This is a genomic window from Dactylosporangium sp. NPDC048998, from assembly GCF_043197855.1.
Taxonomy (GTDB): Bacteria; Actinomycetota; Actinomycetes; order Mycobacteriales; family Micromonosporaceae; genus Dactylosporangium.
On record NZ_JBICTV010000016.1, the window covers coordinates 1 to 20,578 of the forward strand.

Consider the following 20,578-nt stretch of genomic DNA (forward strand, 5'->3'; position numbering starts at 1 on the left):
TTGAACGCGTTCCAGATCGCGTTCGAGGGCCGCCTGAACCCGACCAACCACTGACCAATTCAACAATCCAGATCAGCCGTTAACTTGACACTCCCGATTACACGACGGCGACAGGGACAGAGCCGACATGCGCGCCTCACGGTCAGTCGGCGCGTGGTGGTGTTCGAGTGCTCGGTCGGTCCCCGAGACCGGTGCGATTTGCCGTGACAAGACCGGTCTCATAGGCGACGACGACGAGTTGGGCGCGGTCGCGGGCGTTGAGCTTGGTGAGTAGCCGGCCGACATGTGATTTTACGGTGGCTTGGCTGAGTGTGAGGTGCGCGGCGATGTCGGTGTTGGACAGGCCGCGTGCGATCAGTATCAGGATCTGGCGTTCGCGTTCGGTCACCCCGGTCAGTGTGCGGTGGAACGTGCGGGATGGACGGGGCTGTGCGCCGAACGCGGCGATGAGTCGTCGGGTGACGCTGGGGGCGAGCAGCGCGTCGCCGGCGGCGACCACTCGGAGGGCGGCGAGCAGGTCGGCGGCGCTGGTGTCTTTGAGCAGGAAGCCGCTGGCGCCGGCGCGCAGCGCGCCGTAGACGTATTCGTCGAGGTCGAAGGTGGTGAGGATGAGCACGCGGGTGTCGTCGGTCTTGGCGCAGATCTGTTCGGTGGCTTCGATGCCGGTCATGTCGGGCATGCGGATGTCCATCAGGACCACGTCAGGGCGTTGGGCGAATGCCAGCTGGACGGCTTCGCGGCCGGTGCCGGCCTCGCCGACCACGGCGAAGCCGGGGGTGGTGTCCAGCAGGATGCGGAAGCTGTCACGAAGCAGCGTCTGGTCATCGGCGATGAGTACGCGGATCGGGTCGGTCACGGCTGTCCATCCTGGCCCGACGGGCGGTACGGAATGCAAGCGGACAACGCGAACCCGCCGGTAGGGTGCGGCCCAGCCTGCACGTTGCCGCCGTATGCGGCGACCCGCTCGCGCATGCCGCGCAGCCCGTGCCCGGTTCCGCCGGGTGCCACGGCGGCGGTGCCGTTGTCGACTACTCGGACGGTGACCGAGTCCGCACCGGCCTCGACGCTGACCGTGCACCCGGTGGCTTTCGCGTGCCGGATCACGTTGGTCAACGCCTCCTGCACGACGCGGTACACGACGAGCCGGACTCCGGCCGGCGGTGCCGCCGCGGCCACGAGGTTCAACTCCACCTGGATGCCGGTCTGCTCGGCGCGGTCGGCCAGCGCACGCAGGTCCTCGTCGGAACCCGACGGCATGGCGGGATCCAGGTCCGCGCGGAGCAAGCCTACGGCGCGGCGCATCTCCACGAGCGCTTCCCGGCTGGCGGTCTCGATGACCTCCAGGGCCGTCATGCTTTCCTCAGGCCGTACCGCAGCGACGTGGCGGGCAACGCTGGCCTTCATCGCGATCATGCTCAAGCTGTGTGCCACGGTGTCGTGCATGTCGCGGGCGATGCGTAGCCGCTCCTCCGTTACCGCCCGCGCGGTCCGCTCGTCGGCGATGCGCTCCGTGAGGTGCCGCCGGTGCCGAACCACCCAACCCACCAGCCATGGGACCGCGACCGCCGGCATCGCCACCAGCGGCGCCGCCGGCCACAGCAAACCGAGCGCGACGGCACCGCCGAGCCCTGTGGCCAGCATCGGAACCGACCGGGACGGCGGCATTCCCACCGCTACCGAATACTGGATCAGCGCTACGGCAGCGCACAGGACCGGTGCGGCGTACGGCGGTATCACCCCGCAGGCCAACACGGCGGCGGACGCGGTCAGCGTCACCAAGGCGGCGGGCAGCGGCCACCGGTTGCGGACCGCGACCGGCACGGATACCGCACACACCAGCAGCCACTGCCACCAGGATGGTCGGCCGGCCTCCTGCGCCGCGACCCCGCACACCGCCAGAACGGCGACGGCGGCCGCTGCGTCGACGACCTGCCACCGCATCCGGATCACGTCGCCAAGGTTACCGAGCGCGACCGGTGTTGCCGTCCGACTCAGGGTGCTCATCCCCTGGTAGCAGCTGGGCGCCGAGGCTCAGCCTGGCAACGCTGCCACGGATTGGTGTCCTGGCCGGATGTGCCGTGCCGCGGTGTCGCGGGAGAGTCGATGGCATGATCACGGCGACAGTCGACCGGCAACACACCGCCGAGCCTCATCACGAACGGATCTTCACCTTCCCCGGCCCGTGGTTGGGCGGCGTGTCCCTCATCATCGGGCCGTGCCTGCTGCTCGCCGGCACACTCCTGCGGCTCGGCGTCCCGTTCTTCTTCCCGCACCAACTCGCTGCGTACCAGCGGCAACCCACGCTGATCAGTACCGCGTACGCGATCTTCCTCGCCGGCACCATCGCGCTTTGGCCGGGCATCGTCGTGGTCGCCACACAGGTCGGCGTCACCCGGCCGGCCTGGGCGCTGTGGGGTGGCGGCATGGTGATGTTCGGCCTGTTCGCCCGCGCCTTCCACTACGGCGTCAACACGTTCGCCTTCGCCCTGGTCGACAGCGCGGGCCTGAGCACCGCCACACACGCCGTCAGCTCCTACTACGCCTACCGGGAATGGGTCGTGTCCAGCTTCACCTTCGCCGTGATGCTGGGCTGGATCGTCCTGGCCATCGGGTGTTTCCTGTCTCGCACCCTACGTCTGCTACCGGCCGTCGCGTTGGCGCTGATGTCCGGTCTGATGGTGGGGGTTCTCAAGGGAAGCACGTGGGCCTCGGCCGTCCAGGTCGCCGGCCTTGCCGTGGCTTTCGTACCACTCGGCGTCACGTTCCTGCGCGGGGCCGATATTCCACCATCACGCGTGCTCTGGCGGACGGTACCGCTGCTCCTGCTGTTCGCCCTCGGTTCGGTCGTCCTCGGGCAGCTCGGCTGACGTCGCTTGGCCCGACAGCGTGCATCGACCTGCGGCTCGCCGGGAACGGTTGACCTTCACCCCGGGTCAAGGGGCATGGTCGTGGGTGTGCACGACAACGGGTTGCTGACGATCGGGGCGTTCGCCCGCCGGTCCTGGCTGTCGACGCGCGCCCTGCGCCTGTACGAACAGCAGGGGCTGCTGGTGCCGGCGCTCGTCGACGAGCGGACCGGATATCGCTGGTACCGGCCCGGGCAGCTCGGGACCGCGCGGCTCGTGGCGCGGCTGCGGCGGCTCGACATGCCGCTGGCCCGCATCGCCGAGATCGTCGCGGCGAGCGAGCGGGACCCGCGGGCCGCGGCGGCGCTGCTGGACGCGTACTGGACCGACGAGGAGTACCGGGTGGCGGCGCGGCGCGAACTGGTCGGGCACCTGCGGATTCGGTTGCTCGGCGAGGAAGGGAGTCTGGAGATGTACGAGGTGCAGGTGCGTGAAGTGCCCGAGCAGACGGTGCTCACGGAGCAGCGGCACGTGCGGGTGCAGGACCTGCCGGCCTGGATCGATGCGGCGGTCGGGCGGCTGGTCAAGGCGGCGGCCGGGCACGGCGACGGCATGGCCGGGCCGTGCTTCATCATCTATCACGGCGAGGTCAACGAGGAGAGCGACGGGCCGGTCGAGATCTGCCTGCCGGTCGCGCCCGACCCGAACCGGGCGCTGGAGGCGGCGGTGCGCGTAGAGCCGGCGCATCGGGAGGCGTACACCCGCATCACCAAGGCGCAGGTGGCCTTCCCGCAGATCCTGTCGGCGTTCGACGCGGTGCGGGTGTGGGCCGAGCGGGAGGGCGCGCAGCCGACCGCGGCGCCGCGGGAGGTGTACTTCGCCGACTTCGTCAACGCCGCCCCGGGCGACCTGGTGTGCGACGTATCGCAGCCGATCGAGTAGCGCCGGGTGGGCCGGCCGGTTCGCGCTAGCGGCGGACGCCGCGGACGTCCCACATCCAGACGCCGCCGGTGAGCCGGCCGGGGCCGAACAGCGCGTCGAGCAGGGCGCGCTGCGGGGCGACGGCCGCCTCCGGCGGGGCGAGGATCAGGGCGGTGTGCCAGTAGCCGAGGTCGGCCGCCGCCCGGTCCCGGTCCGCGGCGGTGACGGCCGCCGGCGGCGTGCGCAGCAGCCCGTCGAGGAACCGCCGCGGCGGCCCGACGACCGCGTGCCGGCCAGTGACGCCGCCCTCGGGGCCGAGGAAGTAGCCGTGCGAGAGGCGCAGGTCCAGGCCGGTGGCGGTCGACCACTGCAGCGCCGTCCAGTGCTCGAAGTCGGCGAGTGGCACCACGAGTACCGAATCATCCGCCGCCACATAGGGCCGCCACGCGCCGGTGGTGATGAAGGCCGGCACCGCCGGGCGGTCGAACACCAGCGTCGGCGTCGGCGCCGCCGGCAGCAGGACGGCGGCGACCAGGCCAGCGGTCAGCACCCGCGAGGGGAGCCGGGCCGCGGCGACGGCCAGCGCGGCGATCGGCGCGAGGGCCCACGTGGCGACCTCGCCGAGCCGGGTCGGCAGCAGCGTGTCGAACAGCGGCAGGCGGGCCAGCAGCGCATAGGGGCCGGGGATCCCGGTGGCGCGGCCGCGGACGGTGAGCTCGGTGCCCAGCGACAGCACGAGGAACAGCGCCCCGGTCAGTGCCAGGGAGCGCACCAGCCGGTCGCGCCATCGCCAGGCGACGAACGCGGCCGCGGCGAGCATGAGCGGCCAGCCGAAGTACGCGTGCTGCTCGGCGGAGAAGCCGGGCGCCGGCGGGAACTCGCTGAGCCGGACCACGACCGAGTTGCGGGAGAACGAGGTGACGCCGAGCAGGTCGGTGTGGAACGCGGTCATCTGCTGCTCGCCGCCGCGGTAGGCGCCGGTGCCGAAGAACTGCCACCACAGCGGATATGCGAGGACGAGCAGCGACGCGCCCGCGGCGACGGCGAGGCCGGGCAGGATCGGTCGCCACCGCGGGCCGCGCCACAGCAGCAGGAACACCCCGATCGCGAGCGCGGCGATGAACAGCGTCTCCTCGTTGACGAAGACCTGCCACACGATGAGCGCGGCGAGGATGAGCCCGTCGCGGACGAACCGGCGCGAGTCGAACAGCCGCACGACCCGCCACGCGATGACCGGCACGAGGAACTGCGCGGTGAGGTTGGGGTGGAAGGTGGCGTGGTTGACGACGCTGGGCGCGAAGCCGCCGACCAGCCCGCCGACCCACGCCGCCGGCCGGGAGTCCACGACGTGTCTGGACAGGAGCCAATACCAAGCCGCGGCGGTACCGGCCAGGGCCGCGACGATCAGCACGTCGAACGCGACGCCGGGGCCGAGCAGCCAGGTCACCGGCGCCATCGGGATCCCGAGGCCGAACTGGGTGGTGTTCGCCATCGCGTTGACCCCGACGGGCGCGTTCAGCCGGTCGATGAGCAGCGGGTTGCCGAGGTGGTGCAGGATGCGGGCGGCGTAGGCGAGGTGGTACTCCGCCTGGATGCGGTCCCCCGGCGTGTACGGCAGCCGCTGCCCGGGGTGGGCGAGCAGCCGCCCGCACAGCACGACCGCCGCGAGCAGGTAGCTCGCGACGGCCAGGGCGTCGGCGCGGCGGCCGCCCGGGCGGACCCGGGCGGTCGGGTGCACCCGCGCGGTCAGGGCGTCCAGAGCCACGGCGTCGTCGTGGTCACGGCGCGCAGGCCGAGCCGCTGCAGGATCGGGGCGCTGTCGTCGGAGGCGTCGACCCAGAGGTACCGGATGCCCCGCTCGACCGCGATGCGCGCCCGCTGCGCCACGAGCGCCCGGTAGATGCCCCGGCCGCGCAGCCCGAACAGGGTGGAGCCGCCCCACAGCGACGCAAACTCGGTGCCCGGCAGCACGACCAGCCACGCGGTGGACACGACGGTGGCGCCGGCCTCGGCGACGAGTACGACGATGTCGTCGGGCCCGGAGGCGATGCGGGCGGCAAGGTCGTCGGCGAGCCACGACCAGTCCGAGCCCCACACCTCCGACTGCAGGTCGGCGATGCGTCGCAGGTCGTCCGGCGCGGTGGTGGCGCGGATGCGCACGCCGTCGGGCGCGACGCCGGCGTCGACGAGGTCGGCGGCGAACCCGACGACGACGGTCTCGGCCGGTGCGGACGCGAAGCCGGCGGCCTCGAGGCGCTCAGGCAGGTCGGGCCGGTCGTGACCGTACGTCTTCCACTCGAAGGGGAGGCCCTTGGCGGCGAAGAATTCCACGGCCCGGGCGATGAGCGCGTCGAGCTCGTCGCCGGGCACCCCGTCGAGGTGCTGCCCGAACACGATCCCACGGGCCGGCGTGGCGACCCGCAGGACGGGCCCGTCCCAGGAGGGGGCCCAGTTGTCCGGGAGGCGGTCGGCCACGGTGCCGCGGACCTGTTCGTCGTGCAGGCGCAGCAGCTCTCGGGCGTCGGTCATCACGCGGAGTTTAGCGGGTTGTTGATCGCCGTGCGGTAGTCACACCCCCCGCGTGACCACCGCACGGTGAGTCGATTGTCCCTCCGGGCGGGTGCCGGGGCACTCCCCAGTCCTGGTGACGGGCCCTGCGGCGGAATCGGTGGGGCTTCTGGGGGCACCGCCGCCTCCAGCGCCCGCACAGACCGTCCTTGACGCCGGCCGTGGCCGATCCTGAACGTTGCCTCGGATGGAACCGTACTGAAGTACATGAGTCCGCCGATGGATCCCATCCGTGCCGAGGCACTCTTCGCGTCACCATTGCAACCGTCGGCCAGCCCCACGCCGGCTCAGATCCGAGCGGCCGTCGCGGCGAGCCTTCTCCGCCACGGCGTTCTGGGCTGCGCGACGGTCGTCGCTGCCGAGTTCGGCGATCACCCCGACCAGGCCGTCCGGCGCATGTCCTGGGTCCTCACCGTGATCCCCACGGCCTATGCCGGCGTTGCGCGGCGCGGGCGGCCGGCCCACTCCGCCTTGAGCGCCGTCCAACGTGCCCGACCTCGGCAATGACCGGCCAGGCTCGACCACCTGGGTCCTGGTCGCCAGTAGCGGCCGTTCCGCACACGTCCGAGGAGATCCCAGAACTTGATGCCAAGATCTTCGATCTTATCCCGTCGTTGGTCCGTTGATGATGCCGAGGCGGTGATGTCCCCGGCCAGACAGGCAGCCTGGGCATAGCCGCGTCGACCGGGAACTGTTAGGTGATAACAATGGCCCCTGCTCCGCACACCCTCAGGAACCAGCCGACCCGACGAGACGCCAGGTCTGGTGGGGATTCGGGGCGGCGGGATCGGCGTCCCACTGCTGGATGGCGGTGCCGTCGGCCGTGCCGCCGTCACGGACGTCGAGCAGGTAGTGGTTGGTCAGGTTCGCTATGGAGTAGCGCCCGCCACCAGCCGACGTGAAGCACCAGGACTGGTTGGAGTTGCCCCAGAAGTACTCCCACTGCTGCATCTGGACGCCGTCCGTCCACGTTCCGTCCGGATTGTCGAGCGCCTTACCGGACTTCACGTTGATGAGATGGAAGCAGCCCGATTGTGACTCGGCGATACGCCACAGTTGGGCGGGTCCCGTATTGCCGCTGAGAACGATCATCGCGCCGTCGGCGGTGGCAGCGTCGGCCACGCCCACCCATTTGCCGCTCGTGGCGGCAATCCGGACAACCAGCCCGTCGCGCGGCGCCACGGTCGTCTCGATGGGCGGTGCGGCCGGTGGGTTCGAGGTGACCGGTGAGCGCGGTGCCGCCAGGCCGGACGACTGCGGATTGCCCGGCGACCGAGCGGTCGCAGGTGCGGCCGCCGAGGAGGGTCCGCCCACAAGGGGGGAGCCGGCACGGGGTGTTCCGGTGTCATCGTTGAACGTCGGCGCCGGGGCCCGCCCGTCGAGGACGTGCACGGTGCCGTAAGGCCGGACAGTGATCGGCGGCGAGAGGTCGTCGTGACCCTCGTCGATCAGCGTCTCCAGCACGCGGGGGCGGTCCAGATTGTACGGCCAGGTATTGCGGTACCGCTCGTCGGCCGGATTGGCCAGCGTTTCCTCCCGCTCTGCCAGGAAGGCCTTGAGCCATGCATGCTCGGACACTGTGCCGGGCTCGCCGCCGGCACGCTTGGTGGCCCGGTACCGGATCGCGGGGAGTGCATCGGGATTCGACGTGTTGCCGTGCTGAAGAATCGTGTCGTAGATGACCGCGACGCCCAGTGCCGTGGTCAGGCCGAGGTCGGTGGAGATTTTCATGGCCGGCGTGTAGTACAGGTTCTCCAGGACATCGTCCTGGGCCTGCCGGAACCTGGGGTCCTGGCTGGCAAGGCGCCAAGCGTCGGGTAGTCCGGCCAGCGCGTCGATCGCCGGGCTGTTCTCGTTGCGCAGCGTCGTCAGCGTGGCCAGATAGGTGCGGGACAGAGTGTTGGAACCCACCCTCGCGGTGTAGGTCTGTATCACCTCAAGGGCCTCACCGCCGGCCGTCGAGAAGTCCCCTGTGCCCAGCACGTATCCGTGCGCGTCGAACTGGTTGACCACGCGGGCGTACTGCGGAACGAGCGTGTCGTGCATCAGGACGCTACGAAGCTGCTCGATAACCGCGCGTTGTTCGGCGGTGATCGTGAGTCGACCGCCGAGCCTGCTCACCGCGACGAACGCCACGCCCGCCACGATCGCCAGCACGACTGGCAACAGGAACAGGGTGGATGGACGACGGGGTCGTGCCGCCGGCTGGTCCTGGGTCACCCGATCTCCTCGCCTCGAATCTCTGCCGCCGCAGCGCACGTCGAAACGCTCCCAGACCTTCGGCCGCGGCCCGGAGGAGTGCGGCGGCCGGTCCGGCTCCGACAAGATGATGACAGACCGTGGGTTTGCGTGTCTGGGGAGCGGTTCGCGGGAAGTTCGGCAAGCCGGCGCGAGTCGGCGCCGGCGGTCGAACCGGAGCCACCGAAACCTGCCGGCGTTGCGTTCAGCGGCCCTGGCCCGGCCGTCGGCGAGCACGCCCTGTCGGAGGCGACCGCCACGTGTGACCGTGTTGCAGGACTTCCCACAAGATCACCGGATGGCCGCGCGCCACGAACATGAACTTGACGGCCTGGCCAGTCGTTAAAGGGAGGGTCGACGGAATTCATCGCGGGGTGTGAAATCCTCTGTGTGGTCGTACAAACCGTGCCCACGGCACGACGCGCAACCCGACCCGACTGCCGCGCTGCAGGCAAAGGAGCTGAGCGTAGATGGGATCGAACCACCGATCCGGCGAGGCCATGACACACATCCCGGACCAGATCGACCTGTACCTCACCGGTGCGCTCAACACCGAGGAGGAGGAACGGTTCGAGGAGCACCTGCTGCTCTGCGCGGCCTGCCGGGAACAGGCGGATCGCGCCAGTGAGATCGCCGCTGCGGTGGCCGCCCTTCCGGCTGACGTGGTGGCGGAGCTCGAATGGTCGGGTGTGACCGCTCCCCCTACGACCGCCGACCGCCCGGCTCGACCGGCCACGACCCCGCGTGCAGTGTCGGCTACCAGGCCCGCAGCCCGCCGCCCGCCGGGCCGACCCGGCTCGCGCGGACGCCGGGCGCTCAGTTACGCGGCGGCGCTGCTCGTCGGCGCCGTCCTGGGCGTCGGTGGCATGTTCCTCTACCCAGGGCCCGACGAGGACCGGGTCTCGGTGGGCAGCCAGTCCACCACCGACACTCGCGGTCAGTTCTCCGTGACCACGACCGCACGCGCCGGCAACGCCGACGTCCGGGCGGTCGCGGTGGGGCTGCGCCCCGGGGAGGAATACGACCTGATCGCCGTCGGTCTGGACGGACGCAACTACGTCGCGGCGCACGGAGTGGCCGCGGGCGGCCCGCAGACCATCGTCGGTTCCATTCCGGTAACGCGGGACCAGATCCGTTTCTTCGCGCTGACTCAGGGTGATCTGCTGATGGTCACAGCCGGCTCCTGATGCCCGGTCCGGCCGCACACCGGCGGGATTGAACGGTCCGTGAGTGTCAATCGTTGTGGGCACTGTGGCAGATCGGACATCAGGAAGCATGGTCGTGGTACCGGGCGGCAGTGGGCGGCAGCCGGCACACATGGCCGAGGACAAGCTCGCCCGCCTGCACGCCTCGTTCCGCGAGCCACTGACCGGCTACGTGACCGGACTGCTGTTCGGCGACCGCCCCACAGCCGAAGACATCGTGCAGGAGACCTTCACCAGAGCCTGGCGACACCTCAGCCAACACGACGTGACCGACGTCGCCGTACTGCGCCCATGGCTCTACACCGTGGCCCGGCACCTGGTCATCGACACCCTGCGAGCACGACGCGTCCGACCCTCCGAAGTCACCATGGACAAACTCGGACCGGTCGCCTCCACCAACGACGACGTCGCCCGCATGGTCGAGACCGACCGAATGCACCGGGCACTGCTGAAACTCTCGCCCGATCACCGCACAGTCCTCATCGAACTGTACTTCCACGACCGATCCTTCGAAGAAATCGCCCAACGCCACGGCATACCCGTCGGCACCGTACGCTCCCGCAGCCACTACGCCAAACGCGCCCTCCGAGCCGTCCTGGACGAGCAGCCCGGCTGACACAACTCCCACCACGGCGTGGTGGAGCCGGTCACCAGGTTTCGGCTGGCCGGGCAGATGCCGCTGCACGTGCGGTCGTGGATGTGCCGGTGCGGCACCGTCCATGACCGCGACGCCAACGCGGCCCGCAACCTTCTGGCCGCCGGGCTGGCGGTGACAGCTTGCGGAGCTGATGTAAGACCTCAACGGGAGTCCTCCCGGACGGGGCGACCGGCGGTGAAGCAGGAAAACCCAAGGGCGACCACGGGAATTTCCGTCCTTTAGGGCGGGAAGGATTTCAAGAGGGCTGTCCCGTCTCGGAGGGTGGCGGGGCCGCCGCGCAAGGGGCCGGTCGTCGACCGGCGGCCGCGGGCTGGACCGCAGTGCGCAACCGGACCAAGCCGGCGAGCGTGCTTTGCCGGAAGAACCGTTGGAACAGGAAGAAGACCAGCAGCGGTACCACCATCAACACCAGCGCGCCGGGTGCGATCATGTTGACTACTCCCATCGAATTTCGCCGGCATGCGACTCGAGTGTTGGGGCCCGACGACGGCGCACACCAGAGGCGACCGCCACGTGTGACCGTGTTGCAAGACGCCTCACAAGATCACCGGATGACAGCGCGTCACGGACATGAACGTGGCGCCCTGGCCGGTCGTTCAAACGAAGAACGCGCTACGTCGGCCACGACCACGTGTCTCGAGACACCGCTCGCCGACGTGGTGGCCTCATCGGCCAGCGGCGTGCGGGCCTGGCTGCGCGCGATCGCCGCCCAACTGCGCGCCAGCGCCATGGCGGTTGCGCTGGTGATCTTGTGAGGCATCTTGCAGAACCTTCACACGTCGTGGCCACCACTGGTGCACGGGCGGCGTCGCAGCCAACACTCGTCTGACACGACACGCACGCGACAGGGAGGTGGATGCGCGACAGCGCAGTGCGTGTCCCGCAGGCCGGCCGCGCGGCAGCCCACCTTGGTTCAGAGAGGACCCGCGATGACACCATCCTGGAAGACGCAATCCTCGGCGACGCCCGCAAGCTTCGACTCCACCGACGCCCCGCTCGGCCTGGTGCCCTGCCCCGCCGACGGTGAAGCACCACTCGATGCCGCGCCGTGCCTCATCGAACGCAAAAGGTACTGACCACGCCAGGATCTCCATGGCGGTCCGCGCGGCGTCCCGGCTCCCGATCTCAGACTTCCTCGCGCACACACCGAGAATCGCCGACGGCTGACGAACATGCCGTCAAGGGACTCTCGCATTGAACGGGAATCCGAGTTCTCCCGTTTCGCTATTGCTGGAGACTGACTGAAATTTTTGCGCGAGAGAAACGTGACCCGCGAACCAAAGGTTCAATCCTGTGATGTAAATAACCTCGGATCGAATTGCCTGAACGGCAAGGCGTTCGCGATTGACAATACGATACGGTCCACTCCATGTTCGGTGCGTCCCAACGGTTGATCGCCAACCGATACCTGCTTCTCGAGCTGATCGGGGAGGGCGGTATGGGTCGCATCTGGCGCGCTCATGACACCGTCCTCCGGCGAGTTGTCGCGATCAAGGAGTTGGTACCGCCACACGGCCTGACCGAGGACGAACGGCGGGACATGCAGGACCGAAGTCTCCGCGAGGCGCGGGCAATCGCGCAGCTCGACCACACCAACGTGGTGCGCATCTTCGATGTGATTCGACATGGCGACGACCCGTGGATCGTCATGGAACTGATACCCTCCCGCTCACTGCACCAGCTGATCAATAGCGAAGGACCCATGCAACCGTCCCGCGTGGCCGAGATCGGGCTGGGCGTACTCGCGGCGTTGCGGGCGGCACACCGGGCCGGCGTCCTGCATCTCGATGTCAAACCGGCGAATGTGCTGATCGCGGATGACGGCCGAATGGTACTGACCGACTTCGGGCTGGCGAGAATCTCCGGCGACTCGAGCGTCACGAAAACCGGACTCATTCTCGGTTCGCCGTCTTACATCTCGCCGGAACGGGCAAGCGACGGCATCCTCGGTCCGCCGTCGGACCTTTGGTCGCTCGGCGCGACCCTGTACGCCGCCGTTGAGGGCCGGCCACCATACGTTCGGTCGTCGGCGATCGCGACACTCGCCGCACTCGCCACCGAGCCGCCGCGGCCACCGGAACAGGCGGGGCCGTTGACTCCGCTGCTAGAAGGTCTGCTACGTAAGGATCCGGAAGAACGCATCAGCCCGCAGACCGCGGAGGAACTTCTGCGCCGGGCCGCAGGGCAGGCCCAGAGCAAGCCTGCCGCTGTTGCGGTTGGCCCTGCTGACCGCGCATCCGCCGACCCAGCCGCTGGCGTCGACGCGCGCGTCGAGGAAAAGACGGTTCCCTCTGCCACGAAGGACCATCAGAAGGGCCTCGTACCTTCCCCGCGCCGGAGACGGCTGATCGTCGGCTCGGCCGTGCTGATCCTGCTCGCCGCCATACTGGCGCTGCCTCTGATCAACAGAAGCTCCGCACACTGGGAGAGGCCGCCCCACGTGGGCGTCATCCCGAACGGCGTGGTTGGCGCGTCGCCAAGGTCTGAGCCGGGGACCACGTCCCACACGACAGCAACGAACACGGCCGCTTCCGGATCGCCCGGACGGCCGGGCGCTACGGGGATACCGTCCGATTCATCCGGAAAGCCGGCGGTACCGTCGACGAAGCCGGGCGGTCCCTCCGCGACGCACCAACCGGTAGTCGTGACGACCGGATCAGCAACCAGTGGACTGCCGGAGTACGAGATCTTCGGTATCGGCAGCATGAAGTGCATGGATATCCCGAATGGGAGCACCAGCGACGGGGTGCCGTTACAGATCGTTGATTGCCACCGGACACCGTGGCAGTTATGGACTTTCCCGTCGGATGGGACCATCCGCTCGCTCGGCAGGTGTCTGGACGTCCTCGGGGGTTCTACTCGCGACGGTGCGACGGTGACGATGTCCGCCTGCACCGGCGCCCCGTCGCAGCAGTTCATGCTGAACCGGGCCAATGACCTGGTCAACGTCCAAGCCGACAAGTGCGTCGACGCAAAGGACCGCGCAACCGTCAACTTCACCAAGTTGCAGATCTGGAGCTGCAGCGGTGCGGACAACCAGAAGTGGCACCTCGACTGATCGGCCTACCCGGTCCCGCGCCCAGCCTGATGCTCATGCCGGTGAGGTGACCCGGGCTCGCATCGGAGCCGTACCGCCTGGACCTCGACGACGGCGACCTCGACCTGCTGGCCGCGCAGGCACGGGCACACCACAGTCTTGGCAACGTCTACTCAGCTCGCGCACTGAACATCCCCGAACAGTGCCGTGCCCACCTGCTCGAGGCCGTCGCGCTGTTCGGCGAATGCGGCGATGTGCTCAACCAGGCCCACGCTCACCTGAGATGCGCGCACATCGACGCGCCCGGCGGCGCCGACGACGAGCAGTACCATCTGCGGGAGGCCCTGCGGCTGTACCACTCGCTGGAACGGACCGGGTACAGGGACGCACCGGACTACATCGCGATCGCGTACGTACGGCTCCGGGACTACCACAAGGCGCTGTCGTACGAACTCGCCGCGCTCGATCTGCTGCGCCGCTCCGGCGACCGGCACCGCGAGGCGTGTGCGTGGTCGCAACTCGGTGACATCCGGCGTCGATGCCGTGACCCGCCCCCGAGCCGCCGAACCGGGAGCCGTCAACCGAACGTCAACGTGGCGTTGATCCGCCGTAGACAACTCGATCCTACGTTTCCGTCGCGTAACACATCCGATCAGGGAGGCGGACCGGAGCTGCCGGAAGGCGACGACGAGGGCTGGATCCCTGATGCTCTACCGATCGGTCAACGCCCGGGTACGGGTCGTTCGGGCGGACACGGATCGAGATGTGCACCAAGGTGAACGCGGGGTTGGCGGCACAGACACGGAGGCATGATGGTCGTGGTACCGGGCGGCAGTGGGCGGCAGCCGGCACACATGGCCGAGGACAAGCTCGCCCGCCTGCACGCCTCGTTCCGCGAGCCACTGACCGGCTACGTGACCGGACTGCTGTTCGGCGACCGCCCCACAGCCGAAGACATCGTGCAGGAGACCTTCACCAGAGCCTGGCGACACCTCAGCCAACACGACGTGACCGACGTCGCCGTACTGCGCCCATGGCTCTACACCGTGGCCCGGCACCTGGTCATCGACACCCTGCGAGCACGACGCGTCCGACCCTCCGAAGTCACCATGGACAAACTCGGACCGGTCGCCTCCACCAACGACGACGTCGCCCGCATGGTCGAGACCGACCGAATGCACCGGGCACTGCTGAAACTCTCGCCCGATCACCGCACAGTCCTCATCGAACTGTACTTCCACGACCGATCCTTCGAAGAAATCGCCCAACGCCACGGCATACCCGTCGGCACCGTACGCTCCCGCAGCCACTACGCCAAACGCGCCCTCCGGACCGTCCTGGACGAGCAATCCGGCTGACACAACTCCCAGCCTGACGCCCACCCACCTCACAGGCCCAGATGCGAGCGCAACGCCAACTTGGCGTAGTAACTTCGCGACTTGATCGTGCCGACCGCCACCCCGAACTCCTCCGCCACCTCAGCCACCATGCGGCCCCGGTAGTACAACTCGACGAGCACCACGCGGTGCTCAGGACTCAGCCGCAGCAACGCGGCCCGCACAGCCTGCGTGGTCAACATGCTGTCGATGTCGCCGTCAGTCACCACCGCCCGATGCAGGTCGTCGACCAGAACCTCGGCCGGCCGGGCCCGACGCATCCGCAGCACATCGATGACCAGCCGCCGAGCCACGGTGTACAACCACGGAGCGAACGATCCGACGTCCAGATCCTCGTGCGCGACCAGGTACTGCCAAGCCCGCAGGAACGTCTCCTGGACGATGTCCTCCGCCAACCGGACATCACCGAGAGTGAGCTTCGCGACATAGGTCGTCAGCGGCTTGGCACACCTACTGTGCAGATCGCTCAACCGATCGTCAACGGTCGCCGCCGATGGTTGGACGGCCCTGCCGGACGCTGTGATCATCCGCTTCCCCACATCCTCTGCTGCCGCGGTAGGGCTACCGCCCTGGCCAGCGAGGCGGTCCATCGTTGAAACGAATGGCTCTCGGCCTCCGTTCGAACCGGCGGCGATTCCCTGCGGAAGTATTCGCATGCGCGGCAGAGGAACGGCGGCGCGTGCTGCGCCTGTCGAGCCCGGCACGGGCGGAAGCCGGTTGCGCGGACCCCGCCGGCCCGGGGGGGGCCGACGCTGGTGGCGAACGCAGGGTGGCGCCGCACACCGGACGCCGACCGGAGTCGGGTGTCCGGTGTCCGATCAATCTCAACCGACTCGGAGCAGCTGCCAGGTCTGGTTGGCGTCGGGCATCGCCGGATCCGCACCCCACTGCTGAATCGCCGTACCGTCGTTGCGGCCGCCGTCGCGCAGGTCCAGCAGCGTGCCCGCGGCGAGGTTGCGGATCGAGTACCACCCCGCGCCTACCGGCTGGAAACACCAGGCCTGGTTGATGTTGCCGGCGAACGCGGTCCATTGCTGCATCTGTTCACCGTCCACGCTGGAGCCGTCCGGATTGTCCAGTGCCTTACCGGAACGCACGTTGATGAGGCCGAAGCAGCCCTCACCGGCCGCGATGAGCCGCCACTGCTGAGCGGTCGCCGAGGTGTCGCTCGATGAGACGATCAATGCGCCGTCCGAAGTGGAGCCCCGCGACACGCCGACGGAATCGCCACTCGCCTGGCTCACCACGCGGACCACCATCCCCGCCGCCGGCGCGATGATCCGGACCGTGGCCAGCGGGGTGGTACGCGTCGGCTGCGGCGTGGGGCTGACGGTTCTCGAACCGGCCGGAGTTGGCCGCACGCCGGTCGATTCGGGACTGGGCGCGGTCGCCGGCGGTGTCGGGGACGGCTCGCGCAGTACCGTCTGCTCCCCCGGCGTCTTGGACGGGACGTCACCGGCCGAGGTGTCCGCCGGCGACGACGCGGGCACGGGTTCCAGCGGCACGCCGGTCGTGTCGGCGGTGGGCGCGCCGGAGGTGGTCGCCTCGGCGGAGGAAGGCAGCGCCGATCGCCACCACGGACCGATGGCGGCGAACACCACGGTCACTGCCATCGGCATGACGACCCCCCTGACGAGGGTCCACCCCCACGCCCGGCCGAGCCGCCGAGCCGGCGGTGGCCCCTCATGCCCGGCCTCGTCAGGCCGGCCCTCGCTCAACAGGTCCGAATACGGCGGCCAGTAGTGAGCACGCTGCCATTCACCCGCCTCCTCGTCCACGGGTGCTCCTTCCTTGCCGGATTACCAACACAACGTCGGCACTCGCGCCTAGGTTCAATCGGCCCTACTCGACTTGGCGTCACGCCGTGTTCACTACCCCGAAGACCTCGCCGGAGGCCCGAACCAGGGCAAAGAAACGCACGTACCGCGACGCGACCGGCACGGTACCAACGATGATCATGGGGCCGTGCGACCCCGATGCCGGCCTATGAGCCAATGAGCATGATGCCGGGGCCCGCGCGTCCCGGTCCCTGGTCCGCCGGGTCGATCAGGCGGGATCTGTTCGAGGTCGGCCACGGTTTGCGCCGGGAGGGACGCGACTCGAACAGCGATCTCGCTGTGCAGGTCGGCCGCCGTCCGGCACGCGCCGCAGTGGAACAGGTGCGCCTCGAACCGCGAGTGTACGGGGGCGGGCAGGGCACCCGTCAGGTAAAGATCGACCTGCCCGAAGAGGTGGGCGTCGCGCCAGACGATCCCGTTGTACGGCCCCATGTCCGGTGTTCTCCCTGCAACGAAGGTGCATTCCGGGGGTCTGAGCCAGGTCCGGCCGAACCGGGCTCTGGCCGAGACGAGAGCGACGGCAGTCGGCTGAGGCCGCGGCGGTCTGCGTCACCGCCCGGCTCGCCGCCGGGTTCACCCTGATACGTCAAGGGATGGCCGTCGACGGCGAACCCGATCGGTTCGATCATCCGGACATCTGCGACCGGTACGGCGGGGCCGGTACGGCGCAGTCGGGCGAGCAGCTCGTCGGAGCCTGCGCGACGGCCGGCGCCCAGGTCCGCGAGGTAGACCCGTGACCGCCCAGCCACCGGTTCGACGTCGAGGACCTTGAACCGGCTGCCCGGGGCGAAGATCGCCACCGGCACCCCGTCGCGGACAGTGGCGTCCAAGCGGCGCGCCACCATGGACCAGATGACGTACTCGACCTCCGCGGCCGGATTGACCGTCGAGGTGAGCTGGACCTCGACGAATCCCGGCTCGGTGAGCTCCAGCCCCGGCGTGTAGGCATCGGCGCGGCCGCCGGCCGACGCGAACACCGGCCCGAACACCACCGGCAACTGCCCGAGCGCCAGGACCGCGCCGGTGCCGATGACGGCTGCGGGCGGCCCCCATCGTCCGTCCGCGTCGGCAGGGGCGGCGAGCCCTGCACCACGCAGGTATTCGTTGACGCCCAACCGAACACCGGCGCCGCAGGCCCGGAGTGCGACCAGTTCGGGGGCCGGATCGTCAGTGACCCCGGCACGCCGCCGTGCCTCGCGCAATCCGGTGGCGTGCCGGTGGAACTCGGGGCCCAGCGCATCGACGAGCGCGGCCTGAAACTCGGCTTCGCCGCCGCCGTCAATGACGGGCTGCGGCAAGAACGCCACCGGCTCGGATGGACTCGTGACTCGTACGGGCGCCGGCATCGTCGACCGGGCCGCCAGGTCCGCGAGGCCAACGGCGGCGCAGCCCGCCGGCACGACCGGCCCGACCGGCAGGGACGGCGAGCCGGGCCGGTAGGCGTCGAAGCCGGCCGCGGCGAGCAGGATCCCGGTCGCCGTGAGGGCGAGCGGACCGGCCGAGGCGTAGACCGTCGATCCCCACGCAATGGCCAGGTCCGCCAGCAACTCCGCTGGTCGGGGGCCCTGCGGGCCGGTGAGCACCAAGGGCTGCTCGCCGGGTCCGAGCACAGCGGTGAGCAGATCGGCGAATTCGTAGACGCTGATCGCCGTGCCACCGACGAGGAACCCCTTCCGGCCGATGGCGACCTCGACGACCGCGCCCGCCGCGGCGGGCGCGAAGCCGAACGCCTCGATCCCTTCGAGAAAGGACCAGCCCGCGACGGTGGCCCGGCCAGGGACGGCGCGGCGCCCGGTCGTGAACGGACCTGACGGCACGCCCGGCGGGCCGACCGGCTGGTCATCGCCGACGGCGGGGAGGCCGACGGCGTCGACGGGAACAACAGCGTCGACGGGAGCGACGCCGCCGCCGGGCGCGACCGGAGCCAACCGCCAGCCCGTCCGGCCGAGCACGGGTACGGCCGAGCTCAGCCGCACCGGCAGAACGTCGAGTTCGCCCGGCTCGGTGCCCGCCGGAACCGCTCCCGGTAGCAGCACCAGGCGGGATGCCGGGTCGAGTCGCCGGCTCGCCACCGCCCGGAGCACCTCCTCGGCCGGTACGGGCCGGCCACACCCGCCGACGAAGATCGTCGCGTTGTCCGGCTCCCGGGGGAGGGTGCCGACCACCCCGGCCTGTCCCGGCCGGAGGCCCGGCGGGAGCAGCCACAGCCCGGCAGGCACGGGATGGGCGACCAGGACCGCCTCGACCTGGCGATCCGGCATGGGCAGCGCCGGCCAGCGCGGCCGCGGAGACCAGGGCGGTTCGTTGAGGTCTTCGCCCGGACCGGCGCCGTCGAACCCGTACCACCCCGCCGGCCACCGTCCGGCGTCCGGGCCGCGACCGGCTGCCGCGGCTGATTCCGGCACCGAGACGCAGGTGCCGTCGGAGGCGACGGTGACCGGGCCGAGCGAGCCGATGACGCGCGCACCGAATTGCCAGGCCATGCGCCGGATGCCCGCCTGCCGCGCGGCCCGGTCCGGACCCGCGCCGAGTAGGACGAGCCTGAACCCGTCCCCGGTCGGTTCCAGTTCGGCCACGACGGAAGTGATCAGATCGAAGACGGTGTCCCGAGCCGTGATCTCTGGTGCGGTCACGATGACCGTCTCCCGGTGTGCGCGCCCGAGTGCCGAGGCGACAGCCCGCAACGCACCGGCAGGACTGCGGTCGGTACGCAGCAACAGCGCTCCGGCCAGCGGCTCGACGTGGGCGACGGGCGGGCGGGAGGTCACCGGCTCGCCCCGGCCGCCGTCACCACGGCCGCCCCGTTTCCACCGCGGTCACCGCTGCCACGGCCTGGTGGACCGCGATGGTGTCGATCGGATCCGCCCGGTACCCGGCGGCCCGGATGTGCCATAGGAAGTCGGCCTCCGGCGCCACGGCATACGTACGCAAGTAGTAGGCGACACCGTCCGACCAGACCCATGTGCCGTCCGACCGGCACGTCATCGGTACCACGCCGTGCCCGCTGCCGAGAACGTCGTCCATGACGGCGTCGGTGGCGAGCACCGGGCTGCCGCCGGACAGGAACGCCAGCACCTTGCCGCGCTCGGGCTCGTCGAGACGCTCCCGATCGGAGGCGAAACCGGGCTGCACCCCCGGATCGAAGAGCCTCGCCACCCGAGGCCGGACCGACGTGACCGGGTCGGCCCCGGAGCGACCGGCCCAGACCAGCACCGCGCTGGCGAGTGCCGCGCGCTGGTACGACGGCAGCCGGTCCGCCTCGGCGAAGACCTCCACCTGCGGGGTGCGCTCGCCGGCGTGCACGAGGACCTCCTGCAACCTGGCCGCGATCAGAGCGAGCAGATCCCCATCGGCCGTGGCCTGAATCAGGACCACGCGCCTCGGTGGTGGCCACCCGGACGGCCGGTCCGGCGACCGCCAGACCCGCCATACCGCGCGGGCCGTGCCTTCGGACTCCAGCTCGATCACCTCGGCACAGGTGCGGTCGACCTCGTCAAGACCATCGGTGCCGTCAGGCCCGGCCGGACCGGTGAGCGGATATTCGTCCGCCACCGCCGGTGGCGGTTCGGCGCTGAACACGACAGGCGGGATGCCCGGCCGGGCACCCGCCCGCACGACCGGCGGGACCGAGCCGATGGCCGCCCGAAGCAGCTCGACGTCCGCGTCGGCCAGGGGAATCCGCACCGTCTGGGCCGCATACCCAATCATCGCCGCGACGTCGCCGGTCGCCCCTCGCACGAGCTGGTCGCGTGCGGCACAGAGCAGTTCGTCGGGCACCCATCCGGCGAGGCGTAGCAGCAGCTGATGGAACGCGGCAACCGCCACATCCGCCTCCCGGGACCAGGACTCCGCGAAATCTCGCAGTCCCTA

Annotated in this window: 19 protein-coding genes; 8 read left to right on the plus strand and 11 right to left on the minus strand. The window is 69.9% G+C overall.

All coding sequences use genetic code 11. From position 1 onward, the window contains the following. Positions 1-142: 142 nt before the first annotated feature. A complete protein-coding gene (locus ACGFI8_RS29820) occupies positions 143-856 on the minus strand; it encodes a response regulator (RefSeq protein WP_392809944.1) in 714 nt (237 codons plus the stop codon). Continuing rightward, entirely contained in the window at positions 853-1,941 is a 1,089-nt protein-coding gene (locus ACGFI8_RS29825) for a sensor histidine kinase (protein ID WP_392810097.1), read from the minus strand. The genes ACGFI8_RS29820 and ACGFI8_RS29825 overlap by 4 nt, the downstream gene beginning before the upstream one ends. Positions 1,942-2,108: 167 nt before the next feature. On the opposite strand from ACGFI8_RS29825, the gene ACGFI8_RS29830 reads away from it, so the two are divergent. Both ACGFI8_RS29830 and ACGFI8_RS29835 read left to right on the plus strand, forming a co-directional pair. Next, positions 2,109-2,867: a hypothetical protein gene (locus ACGFI8_RS29830; protein ID WP_392809946.1), complete on the plus strand. Its 759-nt coding sequence runs from the start codon at positions 2,109-2,111 to the stop codon at positions 2,865-2,867. A gap of 81 nt (positions 2,868-2,948) precedes the next feature. Further along, a complete protein-coding gene (locus ACGFI8_RS29835) occupies positions 2,949-3,788 on the plus strand; it encodes a MerR family transcriptional regulator (RefSeq protein WP_392809947.1) in 840 nt (279 codons plus the stop codon). Between the two features lie 25 nt (positions 3,789-3,813). Here the strand turns inward: ACGFI8_RS29835 and ACGFI8_RS29840 are convergent, their stop codons facing one another. The 3 genes from ACGFI8_RS29840 to ACGFI8_RS29850 form a co-directional block, all read right to left on the minus strand. After that, positions 3,814-5,532: a hypothetical protein gene (locus ACGFI8_RS29840; protein ID WP_392809949.1), complete on the minus strand. Its 1,719-nt coding sequence runs from the start codon at positions 5,530-5,532 to the stop codon at positions 3,814-3,816. Continuing rightward, entirely contained in the window at positions 5,514-6,296 is a 783-nt protein-coding gene (locus tag ACGFI8_RS29845; RefSeq protein ID WP_392809950.1) for a GNAT family N-acetyltransferase, read from the minus strand. The genes ACGFI8_RS29840 and ACGFI8_RS29845 overlap by 19 nt, the downstream gene beginning before the upstream one ends. Positions 6,297-7,064: 768 nt before the next feature. Further along, positions 7,065-8,555 (minus strand): chitosanase, encoded by a 1,491-nt coding sequence (locus tag ACGFI8_RS29850; RefSeq protein WP_392809952.1) that lies wholly within the window; start codon positions 8,553-8,555, stop codon positions 7,065-7,067. A 488-nt stretch (positions 8,556-9,043) separates the two neighbouring features. Between ACGFI8_RS29850 and ACGFI8_RS29855 the strand changes: the two genes are divergently transcribed. The 5 genes from ACGFI8_RS29855 to ACGFI8_RS29875 all read left to right on the plus strand — a co-directional run bounded on the left by ACGFI8_RS29855 (position 9,044) and on the right by ACGFI8_RS29875 (position 13,494). Next, positions 9,044-9,760, plus strand: coding sequence for a zf-HC2 domain-containing protein (locus ACGFI8_RS29855; protein ID WP_392809953.1), 717 nt, complete (start codon positions 9,044-9,046; stop codon positions 9,758-9,760). Between the two features lie 88 nt (positions 9,761-9,848). Then, on the plus strand, positions 9,849-10,394 hold the full coding sequence (locus ACGFI8_RS29860) for a sigma-70 family RNA polymerase sigma factor (RefSeq protein ID WP_392809954.1): 546 nt from the start codon (positions 9,849-9,851) through the stop codon (positions 10,392-10,394). 57 nt (positions 10,395-10,451) lie between these two features. After that, a complete protein-coding gene (locus tag ACGFI8_RS29865) occupies positions 10,452-10,658 on the plus strand; it encodes a zinc ribbon domain-containing protein (protein ID WP_392810099.1) in 207 nt (68 codons plus the stop codon). A 293-nt stretch (positions 10,659-10,951) separates the two neighbouring features. After that, positions 10,952-11,191 (plus strand): hypothetical protein, encoded by a 240-nt coding sequence (locus tag ACGFI8_RS29870; RefSeq protein WP_392809955.1) that lies wholly within the window; start codon positions 10,952-10,954, stop codon positions 11,189-11,191. A 614-nt stretch (positions 11,192-11,805) separates the two neighbouring features. After that, positions 11,806-13,494 (plus strand): protein kinase, encoded by a 1,689-nt coding sequence (locus tag ACGFI8_RS29875; RefSeq protein ID WP_392809957.1) that lies wholly within the window; start codon positions 11,806-11,808, stop codon positions 13,492-13,494. Between the two features lie 152 nt (positions 13,495-13,646). On the opposite strand, the gene ACGFI8_RS29880 is transcribed toward ACGFI8_RS29875, so the two are convergent. Next, a complete protein-coding gene (locus ACGFI8_RS29880; protein WP_392809958.1) occupies positions 13,647-13,805 on the minus strand; it encodes a hypothetical protein in 159 nt (52 codons plus the stop codon). Between the two features lie 480 nt (positions 13,806-14,285). Here ACGFI8_RS29880 and ACGFI8_RS29885 point away from each other — a divergent pair, with 480 nt between their 5' ends. Then, positions 14,286-14,831 (plus strand): sigma-70 family RNA polymerase sigma factor, encoded by a 546-nt coding sequence (locus ACGFI8_RS29885; RefSeq protein WP_392809960.1) that lies wholly within the window; start codon positions 14,286-14,288, stop codon positions 14,829-14,831. 29 nt (positions 14,832-14,860) lie between these two features. Here the strand turns inward: ACGFI8_RS29885 and ACGFI8_RS29890 are convergent, their stop codons facing one another. From ACGFI8_RS29890 to ACGFI8_RS29910, 5 genes are all read right to left on the minus strand, one after another. Then, entirely contained in the window at positions 14,861-15,340 is a 480-nt protein-coding gene (locus tag ACGFI8_RS29890) for a sigma-70 family RNA polymerase sigma factor (RefSeq protein ID WP_392809962.1), read from the minus strand. 354 nt (positions 15,341-15,694) lie between these two features. Then, on the minus strand, positions 15,695-16,648 hold the full coding sequence (locus ACGFI8_RS29895; RefSeq protein WP_392809964.1) for an RICIN domain-containing protein: 954 nt from the start codon (positions 16,646-16,648) through the stop codon (positions 15,695-15,697). Positions 16,649-16,825: 177 nt separating this feature from the next. Beyond that, complete coding sequence (locus ACGFI8_RS29900) at positions 16,826-17,140, minus strand: zf-HC2 domain-containing protein (protein WP_392809965.1); 315 nt, start codon at positions 17,138-17,140, stop codon at positions 16,826-16,828. After that, positions 17,074-19,476, minus strand: a complete 2,403-nt coding sequence (locus ACGFI8_RS29905) for a hypothetical protein (RefSeq protein ID WP_392809967.1) — start codon at positions 19,474-19,476, stop codon at positions 17,074-17,076. Before ACGFI8_RS29905 ends, ACGFI8_RS29900 begins: the two co-directional genes overlap by 67 nt. Positions 19,477-19,495: 19 nt before the next feature. Continuing rightward, positions 19,496-20,533 (minus strand): hypothetical protein, encoded by a 1,038-nt coding sequence (locus ACGFI8_RS29910; protein ID WP_392809969.1) that lies wholly within the window; start codon positions 20,531-20,533, stop codon positions 19,496-19,498. Between the last annotated feature and the right edge of the window lie 45 nt (positions 20,534-20,578).

Excerpts from the sequence above, each read along its gene's own strand:
- ACGFI8_RS29900 (WP_392809965.1), bottom strand. The coding sequence starts at position 17,140 with ATGGGGCCGTACAACGGGATCGTCTGGCGCGACGCCCACCTCTTCGGG.
- ACGFI8_RS29825 (WP_392810097.1), bottom strand. The coding sequence starts at position 1,941 with ATGCGGTGGCAGGTCGTCGACGCAGCGGCCGCCGTCGCCGTTCTGGCG.
- ACGFI8_RS29830 (WP_392809946.1), top strand. The coding sequence starts at position 2,109 with ATGATCACGGCGACAGTCGACCGGCAACACACCGCCGAGCCTCATCAC.
- ACGFI8_RS29860 (WP_392809954.1), top strand. The coding sequence starts at position 9,849 with ATGGTCGTGGTACCGGGCGGCAGTGGGCGGCAGCCGGCACACATGGCC.
- ACGFI8_RS29885 (WP_392809960.1), top strand. The coding sequence starts at position 14,286 with ATGGTCGTGGTACCGGGCGGCAGTGGGCGGCAGCCGGCACACATGGCC.
- ACGFI8_RS29855 (WP_392809953.1), top strand. The coding sequence starts at position 9,044 with ATGGGATCGAACCACCGATCCGGCGAGGCCATGACACACATCCCGGAC.
- ACGFI8_RS29875 (WP_392809957.1), top strand. The coding sequence starts at position 11,806 with ATGTTCGGTGCGTCCCAACGGTTGATCGCCAACCGATACCTGCTTCTC.
- ACGFI8_RS29880 (WP_392809958.1), bottom strand. The coding sequence starts at position 13,805 with ATGGTACTGCTCGTCGTCGGCGCCGCCGGGCGCGTCGATGTGCGCGCA.
- ACGFI8_RS29845 (WP_392809950.1), bottom strand. The coding sequence starts at position 6,296 with ATGACCGACGCCCGAGAGCTGCTGCGCCTGCACGACGAACAGGTCCGC.
- ACGFI8_RS29865 (WP_392810099.1), top strand. The coding sequence starts at position 10,452 with ATGCCGCTGCACGTGCGGTCGTGGATGTGCCGGTGCGGCACCGTCCAT.